The 23,472-nt window shown below is 35.2% G+C and carries 17 protein-coding genes; 10 read left to right on the top strand and 7 right to left on the bottom strand.

The window, feature by feature from the left end; translation table 11 throughout:
- Positions 1 to 90: 90 nt before the first annotated feature.
- The 6 genes from MKJ01_RS01970 to pckA all read left to right on the top strand — a co-directional run bounded on the left by MKJ01_RS01970 (position 91) and on the right by pckA (position 9,220).
- Complete coding sequence (locus MKJ01_RS01970) at positions 91 to 2,022, top strand: putative porin (RefSeq protein WP_241611336.1); 1,932 nt, start codon at positions 91 to 93, stop codon at positions 2,020 to 2,022.
- A 12-nt stretch (positions 2,023 to 2,034) separates the two neighbouring features.
- Positions 2,035 to 3,621, top strand: a complete 1,587-nt coding sequence (gene bshC / locus MKJ01_RS01965; protein ID WP_241611337.1) for a bacillithiol biosynthesis cysteine-adding enzyme BshC — start codon at positions 2,035 to 2,037, stop codon at positions 3,619 to 3,621.
- A gap of 37 nt (positions 3,622 to 3,658) precedes the next feature.
- On the top strand, positions 3,659 to 5,611 hold the full coding sequence (locus MKJ01_RS01960; RefSeq protein WP_241611338.1) for a LysM peptidoglycan-binding domain-containing protein: 1,953 nt from the start codon (positions 3,659 to 3,661) through the stop codon (positions 5,609 to 5,611).
- A 69-nt stretch (positions 5,612 to 5,680) separates the two neighbouring features.
- Complete coding sequence (gene fabD / locus MKJ01_RS01955; RefSeq protein ID WP_241611339.1) at positions 5,681 to 6,556, top strand: ACP S-malonyltransferase; 876 nt, start codon at positions 5,681 to 5,683, stop codon at positions 6,554 to 6,556.
- Between the two features lie 11 nt (positions 6,557 to 6,567).
- A complete protein-coding gene (locus MKJ01_RS01950; protein WP_241611340.1) occupies positions 6,568 to 7,473 on the top strand; it encodes a GYDIA family GHMP kinase in 906 nt (301 codons plus the stop codon).
- A gap of 127 nt (positions 7,474 to 7,600) precedes the next feature.
- Positions 7,601 to 9,220 carry a phosphoenolpyruvate carboxykinase (ATP) gene (gene pckA / locus MKJ01_RS01945; RefSeq protein WP_241611341.1) on the top strand — a complete coding sequence of 540 codons (1,620 nt, stop codon included), beginning with the start codon at positions 7,601 to 7,603 and terminating at the stop codon, positions 9,218 to 9,220.
- Between the two features lie 117 nt (positions 9,221 to 9,337).
- Here pckA and MKJ01_RS01940 read toward each other — a convergent pair whose 3' ends face one another.
- The gene (locus tag MKJ01_RS01940) at positions 9,338 to 9,745 is read right to left on the bottom strand and encodes a type II 3-dehydroquinate dehydratase (protein ID WP_241611342.1); all 408 of its coding nucleotides are present in this window, start codon (positions 9,743 to 9,745) and stop codon (positions 9,338 to 9,340) included.
- Positions 9,746 to 9,827: 82 nt separating this feature from the next.
- Here MKJ01_RS01940 and MKJ01_RS01935 point away from each other — a divergent pair, with 82 nt between their 5' ends.
- From MKJ01_RS01935 to MKJ01_RS01920, 4 genes are all read left to right on the top strand, one after another.
- Positions 9,828 to 10,151, top strand: coding sequence for a DUF6660 family protein (locus MKJ01_RS01935; protein WP_241611344.1), 324 nt, complete (start codon positions 9,828 to 9,830; stop codon positions 10,149 to 10,151).
- Positions 10,152 to 10,391: 240 nt separating this feature from the next.
- A complete protein-coding gene (locus MKJ01_RS01930; RefSeq protein ID WP_241611345.1) occupies positions 10,392 to 14,750 on the top strand; it encodes a CusA/CzcA family heavy metal efflux RND transporter in 4,359 nt (1,452 codons plus the stop codon).
- Position 14,751: 1 nt separating this feature from the next.
- Positions 14,752 to 16,005: an efflux RND transporter periplasmic adaptor subunit gene (locus MKJ01_RS01925; RefSeq protein ID WP_241611347.1), complete on the top strand. Its 1,254-nt coding sequence runs from the start codon at positions 14,752 to 14,754 to the stop codon at positions 16,003 to 16,005.
- A gap of 12 nt (positions 16,006 to 16,017) precedes the next feature.
- Positions 16,018 to 16,230, top strand: a complete 213-nt coding sequence (locus MKJ01_RS01920; protein WP_241611349.1) for a hypothetical protein — start codon at positions 16,018 to 16,020, stop codon at positions 16,228 to 16,230.
- 50 nt (positions 16,231 to 16,280) lie between these two features.
- Here MKJ01_RS01920 and MKJ01_RS01915 read toward each other — a convergent pair whose 3' ends face one another.
- The 6 genes from MKJ01_RS01915 to MKJ01_RS01890 are packed head-to-tail and all read right to left on the bottom strand — an operon-like array spanning position 16,281 to position 23,266.
- Entirely contained in the window at positions 16,281 to 16,676 is a 396-nt protein-coding gene (locus tag MKJ01_RS01915) for a hypothetical protein (protein ID WP_241611351.1), read from the bottom strand.
- An 11-nt stretch (positions 16,677 to 16,687) separates the two neighbouring features.
- Positions 16,688 to 17,926 carry a DUF6625 family protein gene (locus tag MKJ01_RS01910; protein ID WP_241611353.1) on the bottom strand — a complete coding sequence of 413 codons (1,239 nt, stop codon included), beginning with the start codon at positions 17,924 to 17,926 and terminating at the stop codon, positions 16,688 to 16,690.
- Positions 17,919 to 20,966: a lantibiotic dehydratase gene (locus MKJ01_RS01905; RefSeq protein WP_241611355.1), complete on the bottom strand. Its 3,048-nt coding sequence runs from the start codon at positions 20,964 to 20,966 to the stop codon at positions 17,919 to 17,921. The genes MKJ01_RS01910 and MKJ01_RS01905 overlap by 8 nt, the downstream gene beginning before the upstream one ends.
- Positions 20,966 to 22,117 carry a lanthionine synthetase LanC family protein gene (locus tag MKJ01_RS01900; protein WP_241611356.1) on the bottom strand — a complete coding sequence of 384 codons (1,152 nt, stop codon included), beginning with the start codon at positions 22,115 to 22,117 and terminating at the stop codon, positions 20,966 to 20,968. Before MKJ01_RS01900 ends, MKJ01_RS01905 begins: the two co-directional genes overlap by 1 nt.
- Complete coding sequence (locus MKJ01_RS01895) at positions 22,110 to 23,030, bottom strand: LLM class flavin-dependent oxidoreductase (protein ID WP_241611358.1); 921 nt, start codon at positions 23,028 to 23,030, stop codon at positions 22,110 to 22,112. Before MKJ01_RS01895 ends, MKJ01_RS01900 begins: the two co-directional genes overlap by 8 nt.
- 56 nt (positions 23,031 to 23,086) lie before the next feature.
- A complete protein-coding gene (locus MKJ01_RS01890; RefSeq protein WP_241611360.1) occupies positions 23,087 to 23,266 on the bottom strand; it encodes a class I lanthipeptide in 180 nt (59 codons plus the stop codon).
- Between the last annotated feature and the right edge of the window lie 206 nt (positions 23,267 to 23,472).

The raw sequence follows: 23,472 nt of genomic DNA, 5'->3' as shown, positions 1-23,472 counted from the left end.
TTTTTATTCCCCATTATTTCTTATTTTTGCATTACAAAATCTAAGACATTTAATTTTCATGAGACAGATTTTTGTATAACAAATATTCAAATGAAATACATTCTCTCCATCATACTCTTTCTCAGTCTTTCAGTAAAGGCGCAAGTTGTTAATAAAACAGATTCCAATCAGCTTCCAAAAGAAGATACGCTGGTGATTGATTCCGGTAAGAAGGACTCCCTGAAAATATTCAAGCCGACCATTAATGATTATCTGTATCAGACGCAGTTCTCGGAAAAGAAAGTCTTTGATACGGTGATGACCTTTAATAAGACCTATGTTTTTTCCCAGTATAACAACAGAGATAATTTTGGGAGGGTACAGGTGGCCAATGTCGGAGCCGGCTTTAATCCTTTATCTTATGAAGTCAATCCTGAGCAAAATCTGTCATTATTGCCTACTCATAAATCTTACGGCATTTTAGGTGTTAATGATGTTCATTATTATGATGTAAAAACACCGACTGCAACTTTCATCTATCACAATGCGATGAAGAACGGAGCAGCATTAAATTCTACGTATACCCAAAATATCGGGAAAAGATTCAACTTTGCTTTGGAATATACCGGATTACGTTCACAGGGAATGTACAGGAACTCTTTAGCGGCTAACAACAATACCCTATTTTCCGGCCACTATGTTTCAAAGAGTGGGAATTATGAATTGTTTGCTCATTACCTGCATCAGAATGTAAACAATCAGGAAAGCGGGGGAATTGCTGTGGACAGCCTTTTCCAGAATGGGAACAGTGATTCGAGGAGCCGGCAGAATATGCAGGTGAACCTTGTGTCTTCCAGCTCTCAGTTTTCTTACAGAAGATATTACCTGACCCATCAGTTTGCTCCCTTCAATTCAGGGAAGATTCCTTTTAAAATAAGACATACCATTTCTCATCAGGGAAATAAATATTACTATAATCAGGGCTCGCCTGAGCAGTATTGGTATGATACAGCAGCAGATCTTATAAATGGGGCGCCTCTTACTTCTAAGAAATATTCAGATAATTTCAGCAATACCGTAAGCCTGGTCTGGGACAATGAAAAATTTAAGCTTGACGCAGGGGCCAGATATCAGATGATAAAATTCGGATCTACGGAAATCGTCTCACCTGATTTCAGTCTTTTAGGCGAAGTAAAAGAATCCAGGATCGGAGCAGTTGGAAATTTACAGATTAAGCTTTTAGATAAAATACAGGTCAATTCATTTTTGGAATTTTCAAACGGGAGCCGGTTCGGAACATATCTTCGCACAGCAAACAATTTAAAATTTGAACCGATTAAGGATTATTTTGTCAATGCAAAAGTGAATTTTCAGAGTGCTTACCCATCATTTAATTATTTGGTGAACAGCTCGGTTTATAAGAATTTTAATTATTATTTACAGGATGCAAAAAACCAATCGGTTATGGAGATCGGTGGGAATATCAATCTGAAATGGTTTAAAACAGAACTTTTTGCCAACTATTTCAGAATCGATAATTATACTTATTTTGATGCCGCTGCGATGCCTAGACAGAGCGAGAGTTCAGTAAATATTTCTCAGATCGGGGGCGATGCCACATTCAGCTATGGGAAATTCCATTTGAATACAAGGCTTCAGTTCCAGAATGTCCTGACGAATAAAGATCTTTTACCTTTACCGGGATTCATTGGCCGTGCCAATTTCTTTTTTCAGTCCAAAGCATTTAAAAATGCTGCAGAAATCCAGGCAGGAATTAAAGTATATTATTTTTCAAAGTTTGCCTCGAGAGAATATTTCCCTGTTCTTAACGAATATATTTTGCCGGATGCCAATGCATTTTCTATCGGAGGACAACCGATTGCTGACATTTATTTTAATATGAAGGTTAAGAAAATGTTCTTCTTTATTGAAGGGCAGCAGATCGGCACTCTTATTTCACATAATAAAGCCTATGCATTTCCGAGTTATCCGGTCTATGACTTCAGACTGAACCTTGGAATTGTCTGGTATTTGTTCAACTAAAATTGATTAAAGTTGAAAACTATTCATAAAATATCATTTCAGGATATAGAAAATATTCCGCAGCTAATAAAAGATTTCCTGAATCAGGAAATTGAAGGATTTGAAGAAAATACATTCTCTCTGGATCATTTTAAAAATCAGATTCATTTAAAAAAAGACTCTTTTACTCCAGATCAGAGAGGAATTCTTACGGAGACATTGGAAAAACAATTGTCCGGGTTTACACTTTCTGTAAAACAGCAGGAAAATCTGGGAAATTTGAAATCCTTAAATACATTTACGATTACCACCGGCCACCAGCTTAATCTCTTTTCAGGGCCTGTTTTCTTTGTATACAAAATTTTACAAACCATTAAAACATGCTCCTATTTAAAACAGAATTTTCCGGATTTTAACTTTGTTCCCGTTTACTGGATGGCTTCTGAAGACCATGATTTTGCGGAAATCAATCATTTTAAAACGGAAAACAGCTATTACGAAATTAATGAAAGGTCGGGCAGTGCAGTAGGACGGATCAAGCTCACCGATACATTTTTTATTTCCGAATTTGAAAAAGAGTTTAAAGACTTTGTATTTGGAACCGAACTGATTTTAATGCTGAAAGAAGCTTATAAAGCAGAAAATACGCTCACGCAAGCTATTAAAATTTTAGTTAACAGGTTGTTTTCGGAATTCGGATTATTGATGATTGACGGAGACTCACAGACATTAAAAAATCAGGTAAAAGAAATTTTTAAGGATGAACTTCTTAATTTCAGTTTATATAGAACATCAAAAGAGAAGGTAGATTTCCTGACAGAGAAATATGGTAAAGTCCAAGTCAATCCCAGGGAAATTAATTTGTTCTACCTTTCTGAGACCAGAAACAGGATTGATTTTGACGGGCACAACTATATTGTTATAGATAAAAATATTCAGTTTACGAAAGAAGAAATCTTAACCGAGCTTGAAAATGATCCTGCAAAGTTCAGTCCAAATGCATTGATGCGTCCTGTATATCAGGAAACTATCTTGCCGAATCTAGCGTATATAGGAGGAAACGCGGAAATCATGTACTGGCTGGAAATTAAAGACTACTTTGCAAAAATAAATATTCCGTTCCCAGTCCTTATTCCGAGAAATTCAATGTTGTTTTTAAAAGAAAAGACGATAAACAAAATTGAAAGGCTGGATCTTAAAACTGAAGATTTCTTTCAGAATTTTACGGCTATTACCAACAATAAAATAGTGGGAGATCATCCTATCCTTAACATGTTGGAAGAAAAAGAAGGTGTATTGATCAGCCAGTTCTCTGAATTAAAATCAGCTGCTGAGACCACTGAAAAATCCTTCGGAAATATGGTGAAGGCAGAAGAAGTGAGACAGCTCAAATCTTTCAGACGGATGAAAAAACGTCTTCTCCATGCCGAAAAAATTAAAAGTGCCGAATTGCTGGAAAGACTGGAAAATCTTTTTTTGGAAGTGCATCCTTCAAAAAACTGGCAGGAAAGAGTCTATAATTTTAGTGTATTCTTTGCAGACCATGGATATTCCTGGCTGGAAACTTGTTTAGAAGAAATGCAAATTGACGAGTCAAAACTAATAATTATTGCCATTTAATTTTAAAGAAGTATTTTTGTACTTATAATGATCCAATATGATAAAGAGGTTTTTTATTCTGTCCAGTTTATGTATGGTTTTAGGGGTGTCTGCTCAGAAATCGCACACCGTTGTAAAAGGCGATACTCCTTATAATATTGCAAAAAAATACGGGCTTACAGTAGATGAATTGATGAAGCTTAACCCATCTGTGAAAGATGGTAAGCTGGCTATTGGAGAAGTTTTAAAGCTCAAGACCGATAAGACATCAGCACCGGCATCAAAAACCGTGGTTTCTCCAAAAACGGTAAATCATATCTCACTGGGGAAAATTGTTATTCAGCCCAAACAGACCATCTACGGTATTACGAAGCAATACAAAATCTCAGAAACTGATCTCAGGAAAATAAATCCTGAACTGGATTCTCATATGAAAATTGGTGATGAAATCTCATTGCCGCTTGAAAGTATTAAAAAATATGGAGGGAATCAGCAGGTAATGTCTGTGGCTGCTCCGGCAACGGTTAAGCCTATAGAAAATGCCGTTGAAGAAACTGTTACAAAAGCTACGGAAGGAGAATATATGGTTCAGCAAAAAGATAATTATTACAGGATTTCAAGACAGTTCAATATTACCAAAGAAGAGCTTTTTGCTTTAAATCCCGGATTGGAAGAAAAAGGACTGGTACCCGGTGAATCCATTAAAGTCACAAAAACCGGTGTGAAAACAAATACAGGAGCGGACGTTTTTGAAGAAACAGCTAATCCAAAAGCAAAAGTAGACTCCGGAAATGAAAGGTCTTCATCTACCAATACTGTTACAGCAACTGCAGATGACTATGTAACATATACTGTTCTGCAGGGAGATACTGTTTTCTCTATCGTCAATAAATTTGGAGTTACCATTGATGAATTGATAGCGCTCAATCCGGATTTATCCCGTGGTCTGAAAGCGGGAATGATCTTGAAAATCAAAAAACTTGATCCTGCATACATAAAGAAAAACGGGGATGTGCTAAGTGTGGTTCTCATGCTGCCTTTCGGGTACAGTACGAATGAAACCCAATACAGAACTATGGCAATCGATTTTCTGACGGGAGCAAAGCTTGCGATTGAGAGAAATGCGAGAAACGGCCAGAAACTGGATGTAAAAGTAGTGGATTCAGGAAATGAAGGATCTTTCAGGAATTCTTTAACGCAAATTAATCCGGATAATACCGATTTGATTATCGGACCATTCTTTAAGTCGAATGTTATTGATGTCATCGACTTTACAAAAAACCAAAAGATTCCTGTTGTTGCACCTTTTGCCAATTCACCGGAATTATATAATTACAGCAATCTGATCATTATTGAAACCAATGACCAGACCTATGCTGATAAAATTGTGGAAGAAGTAAAATCTGCCTTCTCAGACCAGAAGATTTATGTTGTATCAGGTCCAAAAAAGGAAAATGCAAACTATATTAAGGCCGGCCTTGAAAAGACTTTGAAAAATGCAAATGTTACGGTAGTAAGTTCAGCTGCTGATATTCAGATCGACCAGAATATGATGACGGGGCAATCGGCACCGGTTATTGCAGTTCTTGCCAGTGATAATGATGCTGCCGGTGAAGCTTTTGCCAACAAAGTCATTGCTTTGTCTAAAGAAGTTCAGGGAGTAAAGGCATTCAGCATGAATTATTTCTCTGTTTTTGAGAAGAAAGTAGACGACCTCAGCCAAGCCAGCCTGGTATATTTAATGGATAGGAAAATCAATACAGAAGGAAGCTTTGAAAAAGAAATTCTTGCGGCCTATAAAAGCAAATATTGTAAAACTCCTCCTAAATATGCGATCATTGGTTTTGATGTCGTAAATGATATGCTGACCAGGGAAAACAGAAAAGGGGAGATATTCAGACAGATTAACAAAGTTCAGACCCAGCTGGCTACCAAATTTGAATTTGTGAAATCCAAAGCAAACGGTGCTTATATCAATACGGGATATCGTGTGATCAGATTAGTCCCATAAATAGGGTATCCGGTTCTGAAGGATATTGTTAACATTATATTTATATTTGCAAAATATTTAAATTAATACATGAAAGCACTTGTGTTTCCCGGGCAGGGATCTCAGTTCGTAGGAATGGGAAAAGAGTTGTACGATTCCAGAAAAGATATTAAAGATCTTATGGAATCTGCCAATGAAATTTTAGGATTTGATATCCTTACAATGATGTTCAGCGGAACGGATGAAGATCTTAAAAAGACTGAAGTTACACAGCCATCTATTTTTATACATTCGGTAGCTGCGCTTAAAGCGGTAAACGGCCTTGGCGCTGAAATGGTAGCAGGACATTCTCTTGGAGAGTTTTCAGCGTTGGTAGCAAACGGCGTCTTATCTTTTGCCGACGGCCTGAAACTGGTTTCTGAAAGAGCAAAAGCTATGCAGGCAGCTTGTGATGCCAATCCAAGTTCAATGGCTGCTATTCTGGGACTGGAAGATGCCAAAGTGGAAGAAATCTGTGCAGCTGTCAATGGAATTGTAGTTCCTGCAAATTATAACTGTCCAGGACAACTGGTGATTTCAGGAGAAACAGCTGCTGTAGAAGAAGCCTGTGCAAAATTAAAAGAAGCCGGAGCAAAAAGAGCTTTGCTGCTACCTGTAAACGGTGCATTCCATTCTCCGTTAATGCAGCCGGCGCAAGAAAGATTGGCTGCTGCCATTGAGCAGACCAAATTCAGGAATGCGACCATCCCTGTTTACCAGAATATCACCACAACCGCAGTTTCTAACCCCGATGAAATTAAACAAAACCTGATTGCACAATTAACAGGTCCGGTAAAATGGACGCAGTCGGTTCAGAATATGATCAAAGACGGGGCTACTAAATTCGTAGAAGTAGGTCCTGGGAAAACGCTTCAGGGACTGATCAAGAAAATTGACGCTTCTGTAGAAATTGCTTCTGCAATCTAAAAAATAGAATCATGAGCGGAATATTTTCACCGGGAAAGCTGATGCTTACTTCAGAATATTTCGCAATGGACGGAGCTCTTGTTTTAGCGGTGCCTACACAGCTGGGACAAGAGTTTTTTTTTGAAGAAAAAGATGATGAAAAGTCCTTGGTTTTTTGGGAAGCGTATCATCAGAATAATCCATGGCTGAAAGCTGTTATCGACTACAGGAATTGGAAAATCATAGAAACCAATCTTCCTTCAGGTGCGGAATTCATTTTAAAAACTTTAAAGAATGTTCAGGCGCTTTCTGAAACTAAATTCAAAACTAATTTTACCTACCATCTTAGGACCAATCTCCAGTTTCCTGCAGACTATGGATTGGGCAGCAGTTCTACATTAATGAACAATCTGGCAGAGTGGGCAAAAATTGATCCTTTCCACTTAAATAAGATAAGTTTAGGCGGAAGCGGATATGATATCGCCGTGGCAAAAGAAAAGTCTGCGGTTTTGTTTCAGAGTGTCCCTGAAATTAAATATGAAAAGGTGGATTTTAATCCTTCTTTTAAAAATGATCTTATTTTTATTCACCTGAATCAAAAACAGGATAGCCGTGAAGGAATCAGTTTTTACAGATCAAAAAATAAGTCTCAAAAACTGGTAAATGAATTTTCGGATATTACAAGAAAAGTTTTACTATGTAATGAATTGGAAAATTTTTCTGAACTAATGCTAATTCATGAGCAAAAAATATCGGATTTCCTTGAAATTCCCACAGTTACAGACCGTTTCTTTGCAGATTGCCCGGTTTTTGTCAAAAGTCTGGGTGCCTGGGGTGGAGATTTTGTCATGACCTCAAAATTTGATGGCTTTAAAGACTATTTTTGGGGAAAAGATTTTAAGACTATTTTTGAATGGGAAGGCTTAATCAGCATCTAATCAATTATTTATAAACTTGTTTTTTTATTTGTCATTTTGACTTATATCATTATATTTAAACCACTTTTAACAATTAATTAATATTAATTTTGTTAAACGACAAATAGAAATAGAAAATATAAGTAAAATGAAACACGCTAAAATCATCCAGGATTTAGAAAAATTAGGGATTAAAGGAAATTATGAAGTCATTTATAATCCTTCATATGAAGAATTATATCAGGCTGAAATTTCTCCTGAAAATCAGGGCTTTGAAAAAGCTGAGCTTACGGAATCTGGTGCAGTATCAGTAAAAACAGGAATTTTCACAGGTCGGTCACCTAAAGACAGATATATTGTTCAGGATGATGTTACAAAAAATACGATTTTCTGGGATGGTAAAGTAAATTTGCCTACAACTCCGGAAATTTTCACTTCTTGTAAAGAATTAGTAGTGAACCAGCTTGCCGCATCGAAAAAAATATATGTAGTTGATGCTTTCTGTGGTACTAACACTGATACCAGACTAAAAGTAAGATTTATTGTTGAAGTGGCATGGCAGGCGCATTTTGTTACGAATATGTTTATCTGTCCTTCCCACTACGAATTGGAAAATTTCGGAGAACCTGATTTCACAGTAATCAACGGGTCTAAAACAACAAATCCGAACTGGGAAGCTCAGGAATTAAACTCTGAAAACTTTGTGATGTTTAATCTGACAGAAAAACTTCAGATTATCGGAGGAACATGGTATGGTGGAGAAATGAAGAAAGGAATGTTCGCCATGATGAACTATTACCTTCCGTTAAAAGGGATGGCTTCCATGCACTGTTCTGCCAATGTTGGAGAAGAAGGTGATGTTGCTCTTTTCTTCGGACTTTCAGGAACAGGGAAAACAACATTGTCAGCGGATCCTAAAAGATATTTAATTGGTGACGACGAGCATGGTTGGGATAGCAACGGAGTCTTCAATTATGAAGGCGGATGTTATGCTAAGGTAATTGATTTGTCAGCAGAAAAAGAACCGGATATTTTCAGAGCAATCAAGAGAGATGCACTTCTTGAAAACGTTGTGGTAAACGACGGAATTGCTGATTATACAGACGGCTCTATCACAGAAAACACAAGAGTTTCCTACCCTATTTATCACATCAATAAAATTGTCTTGCCTTCAAAAGCAGGGCATGCAAGCAAAATTGTTTATCTTTCGGCAGATGCATTCGGTGTATTGCCTCCTGTTTCTGTCTTAGATGAAGATCAGGCTCAATATCACTTCCTTTGCGGGTATACTTCAAAATTAGCAGGAACAGAAAGAGGTATCACAGAACCTGAACCATCTTTTTCACCGGCATTTGGTGAAGCATTCTTGACATTACATCCGACAATGTACTCAAAAACATTGATTGGAAAAATGAAAGAGCACGGTGCAAAAGCATATCTGGTAAATACAGGGTGGAACGGTACCGGAAAGAGAATTTCACTTAAAGATACCCGGGCAATCATTGATGCGATTATTGACGGTTCTATCGAAAACGCTCCAAAAACAAGAATTCCGATCATGAATCTGGAAGTTCCCACAGAATTGCCAAATGTTTCTGATGGAATTTTAGATCCTAGGGATACCTATAATGATGCAACCGAGTGGGAAAAGAAGGCAAAAGATCTGGCTTCAAGATATATTAAAAACTTTGATCAGTATTGTAATACGGAAGAAGGTAAAAAGTTAATCGCTTCAGGTCCTCAGCTGCAGGAACAGACAACTAACTAAATTATATTAAAAAAGGGCCTCATCAAATCTGATGAGGCCTTTTTAATATTGTCTGCAGTTTCCAATCAGGTCATTTTGTCCATATAATTTTTATTTCCAGGATTTAAAATAAAGAAGTTACTTTAAACTCAAAATAGCCAATCCATATCCATCCATTCCAAAACCGGATAATACTGCGTCGGTATTGGCTGCTGTTACAGACTTTTGGCGAAATTCTTCTCTTTTGTAAATATTACTGATATGAACTTCCACTTTCGGCTTCTGAATATTTTTTAAACAATCGGCAATAGCATAAGAATAATGCGTGAAAGCTCCGGGATTGATCACCAATGCATCAAAATCATTATCCTGCAGCCGGTTAATAATTTCCCCTTCTATATTGGATTGATAATACTGTATTTCATGAGAAGGAAACTCAGATCTCAGCTTTTCAAGACAATCATCCATAGAAACTGTTCCGTAGATCTCAGGCTCTCTCGTCCCCAGAAGATTAAGATTTGGGCCGTTTACAATTAAAACTTTCATGGTATAAAAGTATAAACTTTTTTTTATCCGGAATTAAAAATAAGATGAATCCTTTTATTAAAAAAAATCTACCTTTGCTTATATGAATCTTTTTAAGTTCTTATTGGCATTTTATTTCATGGCATTATCTATCATGCCGTGTGAAGATGTGCATAAAGAATCAGATTCAGAGCAGGTACGCCTTTCTTTCACCGCCGATCAGTCTCATTCAAAAGACAAAGGAGATATTTGTTCTCCGCTATGTGTCTGCAATTGCTGCCAGATGACAGTGTCTGCTTTTAAAATGGATACATTAATCGATGTTCCGGTACAGATACAGACTTATTTCTCGAAGAAAATCCTTTTCCGGAAAAACAACTTTGCCTATCAGGTTTACGATCACATCTGGCAGCCGCCTAAGATTTAATTTTTACTGACTTAATCTCTGAAACTTTGCAATATCGTTGCAGAAGTCTTCACGGTATTTTTACATTTCATTTCAATTGAATTGTACATATTTCAATAAATTAATAGATTATCTTTTTTGAATGACAGTATGTAAATCAGTGCTGTAACGCTGTTTTCAGTATTTTGATGAATATATAATCATCATTAAAACCGGTTTACATAAATCTAAGACAGATAATCACAAATTAAATCTCAGTTTGTGTTAGATAAAATCATAAAATTCAGTATCAGAAACAAGATCTTTATTGGTATAATGACCTTGATCCTGATTATATGGGGCATTTGGAGTGCTGCCAGATTACCCGTTGATGCTGTACCCGATATTACCAATAATCAGGTCCAGATCATTACTTCATGCCCTGCATTGGCAGGTCAGGAAGTTGAGCAGTTGGTCACATTTCCTATTGAACAGAGTATTGCCAATATTCCTGATATCGAAGAAACAAGAAGCATTTCCCGATTCGGATTATCAGTGGTTACGGTCGTTTTTAAAGAACAGGTGAATGTGTATTTTGCCCGTCAGTTGATTAATGAAAAATTAAAAGAAGCCGCCGAAGAAATTCCGAAAGGTATCGGAACTCCCGAATTAGCTCCGGTAAGTACAGGATTGGGAGAAGTATATCAGTACATTCTGCATCCGAAAAAAGGCAGCGAAAATAAATACGATCCTAAGGAACTCCGTACCATGCAGGACTGGATTGTCAGAAGGCAGCTCAATGGTACTCCCGGGGTTGCTGAAATCAACAGTTTCGGAGGTCAGCTAAAGCAATATGAAGTGACGGTCAATCCCAACCGTCTGAAAGCGATGGGCGTCAGCATTACCGATATATTTACTGCTTTGGAAAAAAACAATCAGAATACGGGTGGTTCTTATATTGATAAAAAGCCGAATGCCTATTTCATCCGTGGTATCGGCATGGTCACTTCCCTCGATGATATACGGCAGATTGCGGTGAAAAATGAATCGGGAAGCATTCCTGTTTTTGTAAAAGATGTGGCGGAAGTCCGTTTTGGAAGTGCCGTCCGTTACGGGGCAATGACGTACAACGGAAAGGTTGATGCTGTAGGAGGAGTGGTAATGATGTTGAAAGGTGCCAACAGCAATGAAGTGGTTAAAAATATCAAAGAAAAAATCCCGGTAATTCAGAAATCGCTTCCTGCTGATATTGTGATAGAACCGTTTCTTGACAGAACAGATTTGGTGGGCCGGGCGATGAAAACAGTTGAGAAAAATCTTATAGAAGGTGCCCTTATCGTCATCTTCGTGCTGGTTATTTTCCTTGGGAATTTCCGGGCAGGTCTTATAGTTGCTTCAGCTATTCCGCTTTCCTTATTATTTGCTCTGGGAATGATGAATGTTTTCGGGGTAAGTGCCAATCTAATGAGCTTGGGAGCTATTGATTTTGGATTGATTGTTGACGGAGCTGTTATTATTGTTGAGGCTACCCTTCACCATTTGGGAGTAAGAAAATCGGTTCAGCCACTTTCCCAAAAGGAGATGGATGAAGAAGTTTTCCTTTCAGCATCTAAAATCAGGAGCAGTGCTGCTTTCGGGGAAATCATCATCCTTATTGTTTATATTCCGATTCTTACATTGGCAGGCGTTGAAGGAAAAATGTTTACCCCTATGGCAAAAACAGTGGGTTTTGCCATTCTGGGTGCATTGATCTTATCGTTAACCTACATACCGATGATGAGTGCCTTGTTTTTATCTAAAAAAATATACCGTAAAAAAACCTTTTCAGATAGAATGATGGGTAAACTCCAGAGAATATACCGGCCACTGTTACAAAAAGCAATCAAATTAAAATATAGTATCGTTTCCGTGACATTGGCTGTTTTTATTGCAGCAGTTTTTATCTTTAAAAATATGGGCGGCGAGTTCATCCCTCAGTTACAGGAAGGGGATTATGCATTTCATTGTATTCTGCCCCAGGGAAGCTCATTAAGCCAGAGTATTGAAACATCCATGCAGGCTTCCAGGATCATCAAACAGTTTGATGAGGTAAAAATGGTGATTGGGAAAACGGGCTCTGCAGAAGTTCCTACTGACCCGATGCCACCTGAAGCTTCAGATTTAATTGTTGTATTAAAGCCCCGTAATGAATGGAAAACAAAAAAGTCATATGAAGAACTTGCCGATGAAATCACAGAAAAAGTAAAGGTTATTCCAGGAGTGTTTTTTGAAAAGAACCAACCGATCCAGATGCGTTTTAATGAACTGATGACTGGTATACGACAGGATGTAGCCGTGAAGATTTTTGGTGAAAACCTGGATTCACTTTCAGTGTATGCCGATAAAGCAGAAAAAATGATTAAGACGGTCGATGGAGTAACTGTTCCACAGACTGAGCAGATCAGCGGCCTGCCTCAGATCAATGTGAAGTATGACCGGATACGGATGGCCAATTACGGATTGAATATTGAAGACGTTAATAATGTCCTAAGCACCGCTTTTGCAGGGAAAAGTGCCGGACAGGTATTTGAAAATGAGCGGCGTTTTGATTTGGTGGTCCGTCTCGACAGCTTTCACAGGACGAATATTGATGATGTTAATAACCTGATGGTCGCTACCGGTTCAGGAACGCAGATACCGCTTTCCCAGATAGCACATGTCAGTTATAAATTAGGCCCTGCACAGATCAGCCGTGAGGAAGGGAAGAGGAGGATTGTAATTGGTTTCAATATTAAAAACCGGGATGTTGAAAGTGTGGTAAAAGATATCAGGGTAAAGTTGAATCAGATCAAATTACCATCCGGGTATTATTTTACCTATGGCGGACAGTTTGAAAATTTACAGGCGGCAAGTAATCGGCTGATGATTGCTGTCCCGGTTTCTTTGCTGTTGATTTTTATATTGCTGTATTTTACCTTTCATTCATTTAAACAGGCTGCCTTAATTTTCACTGCGATTCCGATGAGCGCAATTGGAGGCGTTTTTGCCTTATTGTTAAGGGATATGCCATTCAGCATCAGTGCCGGGATAGGGTTTATTGCTTTATTTGATGTTGCCGTCTTGAATGGAATTGTATTGATAGGCACTTTCAATCAATTGGAAAAAGAAGGTGAGAACGATATTCTGAAACGAGTATTTGAGGGAACTAAAATCAGGTTAAGGCCTGTTCTGATGACAGCAACGGTCGCTTCATTAGGTTTTTTACCGATGGCTGTTTCTACGGGAGCCGGCGCAGAAGTTCAGAAACCTCTGGCGACTGTGGTTATCGGTGGATTGGTAACAGCTACCTTCCTGACTTTATTCGTATTGCCGATGCTCTATATTATTTTTAACTCAAGAATTTCAGGGAAAAATTTCAAAATAAAATCGCTGACGATAGTTTTAATATTAGGCTGTCTATGCTCAGGACAGTTTTCCAAGGCACAGTCCCGGCAGCTTACCGTAGAAGATGCTATGAAAATGGCGGTCAGCAATAATCTCAATATACAGGCAAAAGATTTAAGCATACGATCTGCAGAAGTATTGAAAAGGACAGCGAATGAACTTCCGAAAATGAATTTCGATGCCCAGCTGGGGCAATACAACAGCCCGAAATTTGACCAGTCGTTTTCAATTTCACAAAGCATTCCTTTTCCAGCGTTGTTTAAGGCCAGGAAAGAATTGATCCGGGAAAACATCAGAAGCAGAAGGATTGACAAAGAAATTACTGTTAATGAACTAATGAAGCAGATACGAACCTATTATTATCAAATCGAGTACTTACAATACAACCAAATGAAATTAGCAAGCCTGGACAGTTTGTATCAGGATTTTATCAGGATTGCCACAGTAAGATTTAAAGCAGGAGATATAAAGAAAATTGAAATCAATACGGCAGAAACGCAGCAGGGGGAAATCGATTTATTGCTGAAACAGAATGAGGTATATTTAAAGAATGCTTATAAAAATCTAAAGACCGTTCTGAATACTGATGAAAACTTTGAGGTTCCCAGGAATAACAATTATCAGCCTTTACAAATAGAGAATGTGCTGGATAGCACCCAAATTGCAAACCATCCGGCGGTAAAATATTTTTATCAGGAAATAGAAATTGCAGAAAAGAATAAAAATGTAGAGAAATCCCAGGGTTTACCTGAATTCAGCATTGGGTATACCCATCAGTCACTAATAGGGTTTCATACCAGGAACGGGCAGGAAAAGTTCTATAATGCGGGATCCCGCTTCAGTTCTGTAACATTAGGGGTGGCTATTCCTTTAACTTTTGGTGCTGCAAAAGCAAGAATGCAGTCCTTGGAATATCAGAAACAGTTAGCAGAAACCAATGCCAGGCAGCAGGAGAAACAGCTGTCAGCACAGTTGGAGAATGCGTTCAGCCAATACGCGCAGGATATCCGGCAATATGAATATTATGTAACCAAGGCGGTTCCAAATGCCGAAAAAATTGTAAAGGCTGCACAGTTAGGCTATAAAACCGGGGAAATTTCTTATGTAGAATATCTTTTTGCCTTGCAAACGGCTACGAATATCCAACTAAAATATTTAGAATCCATTCAGCAGGTGAATCAATCTGTTGTGACCATTCATTCAATCCTTAATACATAATATGAAACTGAAATATAACATCATCTACCTTTTTTTTATGGCAGTTTTTCTTTCATGCTGTAATAAGAAAGAAGCTCCTTCAGAAAATTCGGAAGAAAAAATTCAAGAGCCAGAAAGAAAACATGAAGATGCATCACAAACCATCGCCTCATTAACGGAAGAACAGATAAAAGCAGTCGGAATTACGTTGGGAACGATTGAGATGAAAGAATTAACCTCAACCATTAAAGCCAATGGTTTACTAAGGGTTCCCAATAATAATAAGGCTACCGTAACATCTCTGTACGGAGGAATTATTAAAACGATCAATATTCAGGTAGGAGGCTTTGTGAAAAAAGGACAGGTAATAGCGACAATTGCCAACCCGGAATTTATTCAGCTTCAGGAAGAATATCTTACGGTAAACAGCAGGATTACTTATGCAGAGCAGGAATACAGAAGACAAAAGGAACTTTTTGACAATGATGCGGGAGCGAAAAAGAACCTGCAGAGTGCCGATGCCGAATTAAAAACACTAAGGACTAAAAAAGCATCTCTTCTAAGGCAGCTTCAGGTAATGGGAATCAATCCTGGGAAAGTAACCAACGGAAGCATGAGGTCGGGCCTGGTCATTACGGCACCTATCAGCGGGACGGTCAGCAGTATTTCGGCGCAGATCGGGAGTTATGTCGATATCTCCTCACCTGTGGCGGAAATTATTGATAACCATTCCATTCATCTGGATTTACAGGTTTTTGAGAAAGACCTGCCGAAAATGAAAGTCGGGCAGATTGTTCATTTTAAACTGACGAATAATCCCGAAACTGAGTACGATGCTATTATTTACAGCATCGGCTCTTCGTTTGAAAATAACAGCAAAACAATTTCCGTTCACGCCAGCGTAACAGGCAATAAAAACGGATTGATCGACGGGATGAATATTACGGGAATGGTTAGCCTTGATAAAAAAACGACCCCTGCCGTTCCTGATGAAGCCATCGTAGAAGCTGACGGCAAGTTTTATGTATTGGTAAAAACAAATAAAAAACCCGAAATTCATAAGGAAGAACAGCATGAGAGTGAAACTGGAAATCATGAGGACAATGCGGTAAAAACCATTAACTTTGAGAAAATAGAAGTGATAAAAGGGTCGTCAGATATGGGCTATACTGGCATAACTCCTGTAAAAGAAATCACCCCTGATGTAAAAATTGCAGTAAAAGGAGCTTTCTTTATCAATGCAAAGCTGGCCAACTCCGGAGAACACGAACATTAATTCATCCTCATCATGAAAAAAGACATCGAAAATAAATTAATACATAAAAATACCAAACCCACCAGCATGAGGATTCTGATTTACGATTTCCTGAGTTCTCGGGAAGCGGCATTATCCTTATCTGAAATTGAAAATCATTTTGAAAAGGCTGACAGAACCATCATTTTCCGCACTTTAAAAACTTTTGAAGAAAAAGGGATTGTGCATGGCATCCAGAAGTTATAATTTTTTGTGAATTTAAAATAGAATAGTTCTGATTGTAGAAATTATCATTATCAGGCGTAACTATCATCAGCTTCATAATCAACAAAAAGAAAAATATTTTCGCAAATTTTATTAAATAGAGTCATTGTATTTATTTGTTTGCCAAAATCTATATTTTCCCAGTAAATTTTTCCTTTTTCATAACTGTTAACAATGGCAAATGTCCCACCATTTAATTTTAAAAATACTAAAGCAGGAAACGGAATAGATTCGATATCTTCAATTTCAATTCTTGCAACAATCGTTTTAATGTCAAAATCTTGCTTAAGAATACTATTGAAATAGAATAAATTGTAATCTTCATAATTGATATTATATTTTTTAATTTTTTTATTATTTGTTTCCTTTTTTACTATTTTTTCTAATAAAAAATTGAAAGATTCAGCATAATGGTTATAGTTAATCATAATTGTGATATTTAAGATTTATAATATGCAGTTTCGTTGGTACGATTCTCAATATTTTTAATGCTAATTTTATAAGGTATTTTTTCGTTGTCTTTATAATGAAAGTCTAATGTGCTGATGTTCTTTTTGGAGTTAGTCCCAATCCACTTATTATTTTTAACTTTATAAAGTTTGAATTTATTATACTGCATTATATTATCTTCTTCATTTACAATCACCATTTCATTTTTATTTTGTGGATATATTGTTATTGTCGATCTGCCTATTTTATATGATTGCTCTTCAAGAAAATCAATATTTTCATTTTTACTGTACGATAGAATAAAATATTTAAATAAAAGTAATTTGTAATAAGTAATGTTCATTTCTTTTTTGATTCTGAACTTTACTTTTTTTATAGCATGAAAATAATTGTTTTGCTTATACTGTATCCCTTTATCTGAGATTAAAAAGTAATCCTGATTCTTAAACTTATCAATAAAAAATGATTTATTATCTTTTAAGTTGATAAGATGTATCAATAAGTATTTTTTTTCTGTAACTCTATTGAAAATATGTCCTTGTGCCCAATAGTGGACAGTATCTGTGTAAATAAATTCTTGAGCAAGGTTTTTATGATAATATCTAATTTTATCTTCAATTTCCATTCTTCGTAATACAAGTGCAAAACTTTCAATTTCAGTTTCAATTTCAAGAATATCCGTATTATAAATACGCTTAAATTCAAAATTACATTCATCAAAGCAAAAATGTCTTGTACTATTAAGAACGTTACCGTAATCTTTACTCATTTTAAAGAGGTTAATACATTGCTCATTGTTTCTAAGTAGGGTGAAAAAACCTGCGGGATAATTTTTGACAGGAGAGATAACATCATATCTGCTAAGGACTTTTTCCGTTAAAAAAGATCTGATGTTTCCTAAAATAATATCAATGTCACAATATCCCCAAAAATCAAAATCTTTCAAATAGTCCTGAAAAATCAAACCGTAAGCAGGTTTAAAATCACAAAGTTTATAACTGTCTAAAACATTAATAGCTAACTGTAATTTCACACTTGCAATTTTACTGAATTCAGCAAGGCTGTTAATTTTTATAAAGTGTACATTTGGAATTACGAAAGGAGCATTTAAGTTTGTAAATATAAAAAAATCGACATCTGGATTATACTTACAACTGATTAAAAAATAGCTGAAGTAAGAAGGCCATTTTTCTCCAAAATAACAATTAATTAAAGCAATTTTAGTCATGTGCCACCTTTTTGATATTAATTAATGAGTCATAAGATTTATGCAGAAAAAAATAAAGTATTGACTCATATAAATTAGGTTTTGCGGCAAACATTCTATTGATAAACATATGGATATAGCTTATGACCAATGAATCAACTTTATTTTGAGATTGTATAATTTTTATATCAGAAATTGCTGATTTTGTCATTTTTGTCCTCTTATCAAATATATAAGTATTATGCAAATCTATTAATAGAGACAAAATTGTATTTCTCTGTTCACGATATCTTTCTTTCAAACTTTTCTTTGAATGATCATCTAGCCTCATACTATATCCATCAGAAAGACGGTTCATAATGTTTTTTTTATCATAAATATTGTATCCGAAATCATCTAAAATTCTATCTATGCCAGAAACAGCAAATTTCCATATTGAAGTTTCTGTGATTGCAGCTGTTTTAAGAAGATTGCAGACACATTCGCTATCATAATAAAATATACTTTCCATGAGATCTATTGTAGCCTCTCCATATCTTTCTATTTCTCTATTATATGTATCCAGACTAATGTTGTGAATAATTAGTTCATCTTTTAAATATTTATCTAAAAGCTGATAAAGCTGATGAGCAATATTATTATCATTGTTATTAAGCAGAAATCTTATTCTTAAGTGATAATCCGGATCCATATATCTAATAAAAAACCATTTTCTTATAATACCTTTTTTTATAAGCTTACTTGCGAATTTGGATATCGTATCTTTCAAAATTTGATCAGAAACTTGATAACTACAGTGAACTTTGTAATAAAGCCACTCACTTCCTGGAATATAATTGCGTATAACATTATTTTTTACTTCATCAGATTTAATAGCTGATATCTGTATGCTGCTTAAATTATGCCAGGGAATAATAAATTCATTACTATAAATTTTGCCGTCAGTATCTTTTACAATACTTTCGTATTGACTGGATAAGTTTTCGAAGATCCTTATTTTATCTGCTTTTATAATATGGTCCTGAAGTATTTCTAACGACAATTCATTTTCCAAAAAAACAGGAAGTTCCATGTCATTATCTTTGAAAGTAAAAGTATTCGGAATTTTTTTTTCGAGAAGATATTTTTTTAAATCAATAACAGAGGCTGGGCTTTCTTTGTAAATTTTATCTTTTGATAACAGCCATGATTCTTTTGATAAGATAACATTGTGAACTGCAACCCTCGGTAAATGATCATAGTTTGAAAACATTCCCCAATTCCAGCTATAGGACGGAGAAGTATTCTGATATTGCAAATCACATAGAAAATGATATAGAGGAACCTTATGAAGAGAATAATTATGAGCTGAAGATAGATTCGGTAGAATTTCCTTATTGTATTTTTTGGAACGCAATACAATTCTGTCATTTTTTACAGATATTAATAGATCACTCAAGTAAATTGGATTGCTGTTCGAATTATGCAAAGTTATAATTGGAATTTCATAATCTCTTAAAAGTGGTCTTAATAAAATGTTTCCTACTCTAGGTTGTGGATTGTGAATGATTTCCGCAATAATTTGATCTTTATAAAATTCCTTCTCTTGTTGCAGCGATTTTTTTACAGATTCTTCCAAGTCTTCATCTAAATGGCAAAAACGTCCAGTAAAAGTGGAGGATGAAGGTCCATCACTAAATTGGTGATAAATTATTGGTTGATTAGCTTCATCATTGTATATTTGAACAATTGAAGACATAGAGAATGGTATATTTTTATTATGATGTAAAAATTCAGACAATTCATTGGTATCTATATTTATAATTTTTTTATAATTTTTTATGGCATCAATTAGTTTTTCACCTATGAATTGGTTCCATTCAACAGAACCTTTTATAATATTATTATTGTTTTCTGTTTTATATTGGATGTTACCTATAAGTTCATGAACCTCATTTTCAGAATGTATTGGATAATTTATTCCTGATAGTGGGTCTAAAGCAAAAAGTAAAGGGATTTCCTGCTGATCAAACCTTCTAATAAATACACTTTTAAACTCTTCCAGACTCTCAACTTTTTCCTGTGCACCAATGTTAAATGCAATAGAAAGCACTTTTTTAAAGTCTTTAAATATAGATGCACTTAACACATTTTCAGATTTTCCTTTCAGCAAATCTATTTGTATAATATTTTTTTTATGATTAGCTATATTTATTTTATTCAGTATACTTGATATTTTGTTAATTTCAGATTCAATATCATTTTTCTGATTGATTTCTTTTACTATTTCAAATATTTCTATAAGCCCTAAAATGAATTGTGCATCTGTATGATTGTTTTGTGAAAGATCTAAATTTTTAAGAAAAGAGAAAATCTTATCTTGAAAATTTTTATCAGTAACTTTTGGAGAGAGTTCGCTGATTAAAATTTTTGAATCTATCAATTCATTGATGTATTCATAGCTATCTTTATAGGGTATGTCTTTGCTTACAAGAATATCAATAATAGAATTGAATGTTTTTCCATCAATACATGATTTTACGATAGAATTAAGATATTTATTTTTTTCTGTAGAGGTTATTTCATATCTCATTGCCGAATCCTTCACAGATGGTTCTATATATCTATATTTATTTTTTGTAGCATATAAAGTATTATTTGAATAGTATTTTATTTTTTCACGAATAAACATCTTATTTTCCAGATTTCTAATAATATCATATATAAGCTGCATATCTAATCTTGCATTTACCTTGTTTAGGTTATTATCAAGAATTATTGAACTTTGTTTGTCCCAATTTCCTTTACTTATCCCGGCATTAAGTCCAAATGGTATTGTTCTGTAATGCATCCTTAACCAATATTTTAAAAGAGATTTTCTTATCTTATCAGCTTTTTCTTTTGGAAGAGAATTATTTTCCAATTGTGAAATTTGCTCATGAAGATCTGGAGAAGAAATAATAATTGCTTTTCGAAATTTTTCATTGTTAATATCATCATACCAATTATTTATTTCTTTCTGTGAAAATAAAGGAACGCGAAGTACGTAAAAGTTTAGCCTTTCTATATCATTATATTTCATTATATGTTCATTAAGTAAATTTTATCCCAGTTTTTTGCCTTTTGGGGATGTTGATAATCTAATAATACCATTCCTACTCCAGAGATACCTTCCAGAAGCCCTGGATGCTCTGTCCATGTATCCTCTCGTATGTTTAGAGGGAATTTTGCTCCTTTTTCAAGTTCATTTATAGTGAGTTTCATCCAATATTGACTAGCTTCTTTAAGTTCCGGTATATCAATTATTCTATAAAATTTATTGAAAATATGCGCTACCCCAGAGGTACCATGACAAAAACCGGTGTCAATATGCATTTTAGAGTTACTGAAAAATATTCCAGAATTTTCAAATCTGATTTTTGAACTATTAAGTAAAATTTTCAAACTTATTTCTCTCAAAAATTCATTATTTAGAACAGAATATGCTTTCCATAAACATATTGCGACGCTTAAGTCACCATAACACCAAGCAAGTCTATTGGATGGATATTTCTGTCCGGAAACAACATTTATCTTGGATGGAAATATGTGATCTGCAGATTTGTTTTCTTCATACAACTGGATTAAATATTTGGATGCTCCGTTGATAAGATTTTTACAAAGATCCCTTTCACAATTGTTGAGATAGCAGTCTGAAAGGAAAAATATTATAGACGGAAGCCCGTGTGCCAATCCTAGATCGCAGATATTTTCTTCTTTAGTTATATTATCAATCCAATAGTATGAGTCGGAATTTTCATATTTTATTTGGTCAATATAAGACACGATTTTACTTACGATATCAAGCCTTTTTATTTCTAAAAAATATATGCCAAGTCCAATAAGTCCAGTGAATAAATCGTATTCATTTTTATCGACACACAAATTAGTAAGTTCCAACAAAAAATCGATAGAATCTTCTTCTATTGATTCGATATCTTCATCTGAGATAATATCTGCTGAATGCAAAAGTTTCATAAAGTAAACTACACCTAACGTTCCTGACGAAAATGAATAGTGCTCATCCGAAGAGGCCAGCTCAATAAGATTTTCTATTTCGTCTAAACTTACATTTTGATTATAATGCAGAGAATAATAATTGCTCCCCAAAGCAAATGCAATATTGTCTGCTTTCTTTTCAAGGCATTTATTGTAAATCTGCTCTAGAAAAAAATCAATTTTATCTTTATACATACTGGCTTAATATTTCAATGGCAATTTGCGAGTCTTTGTGTGATTTTGAAACATTATTAAATATAAATTCATTATAACCGTACAACTCTTTGAACTCTAATAATTTTTCATGAAAGTATGCGCCGTCGCCAATAAGGCTTATAGCATCAATATTTCCATTAGTGCTGTTTTCTTTTGCAATTTTTGTAGCCCTAGCCTTAGTTTTGTGACAACATCCTGAAAATGTCAGTACAAGAGAAGGTTCTTGGCCATGTTTATTTTTATAATTTTCTTTAAAAGATAATAGTTCATCCTTTAAATAATCCTTATTAGATTCTGTATGAAAAATAGACCTTGCAAAATTTAAACTATTATTTAATGCAATATTTAATCCGGCATGAGATGATCCCATATACCAGACATCAGGAATATTTCCTTTGTAGGGTGGGATAACAACATCTTCTTTTATAAGCTCATCCTCATCTCGTAAAAATTTCAACGTAGATTCTAAATTAGGTAGAAAAGATGGATAATAATTATCTTTATCTATTCCAATATTAAATCTCTTTAAATCATACTCTCCAACCAACCCTTTTACAAACCCTAAATCCAACCTGTTTGGATATAGACTAGCCAATAGTTTATAATTGTGTGCCACCCTATAGGGTACTTGTAGCGGCAGAATAATTCCTGCAATTCCCACTTTTATATTATCAGTCATCCCTAGAAGTATAGGCAAAAGCATTTCGGGTGTAGACCAAGCCATTTCTGTAGTCTGGGTGAAATAGTTTTCAGTTAGCCAGAATCTGGAGAAACCTAATTCATCAGCAGATGCTGCGTAATCAATAATGTCGTAGAGAGATTGTTTAGGATTGTTTAGTTTATTATTTCTAATGCCAAACTCAAGCAGTCCTATTTTTAATTTATTATTCATGTCGAGATAGGTAAAAAAGAGCTACTCCGAAGAGTAGCTTATTTTATTTCTGAAATTTAACTTCCACAGATGCATAAGTTGGTAGACCTTGTACTTCCTGCAGTACAAGTCCATCCAGTGCAATCAGCAATCGAAGTGAAAGCATTACCTGCTTTTACAGTTTTCATGTCTTCAGAACTTAGCTGTGTTAACTTTTCTTTTTTCAGAGTTAACTTTTTGTTGATCTTTTTGCTCATAATAAAATGATTTGATTTGTTTTACCTACTCGTTAGCTTTTCGGTTTCCGCTTTCATGTTTAGTTTGATGCAATTGTAAATTTTTAGCTTCCACAGATGCATAAGTTGGTAGACCTTGTACTTCCTGCGGTACAAGTCCATCCAGTGCAATCAGCAATCGAAGTGAAAGCATTACCTGCTTTTACAGTTTTCATGTCTTCAGAACT

The sequence above is a fragment of the Chryseobacterium sp. SSA4.19 genome (assembly GCF_022601875.1).
GTDB lineage: Bacteria > Bacteroidota > Bacteroidia > Flavobacteriales > Weeksellaceae > Chryseobacterium.
This window is presented reverse-complemented; position numbering and strand designations above follow the sequence as displayed.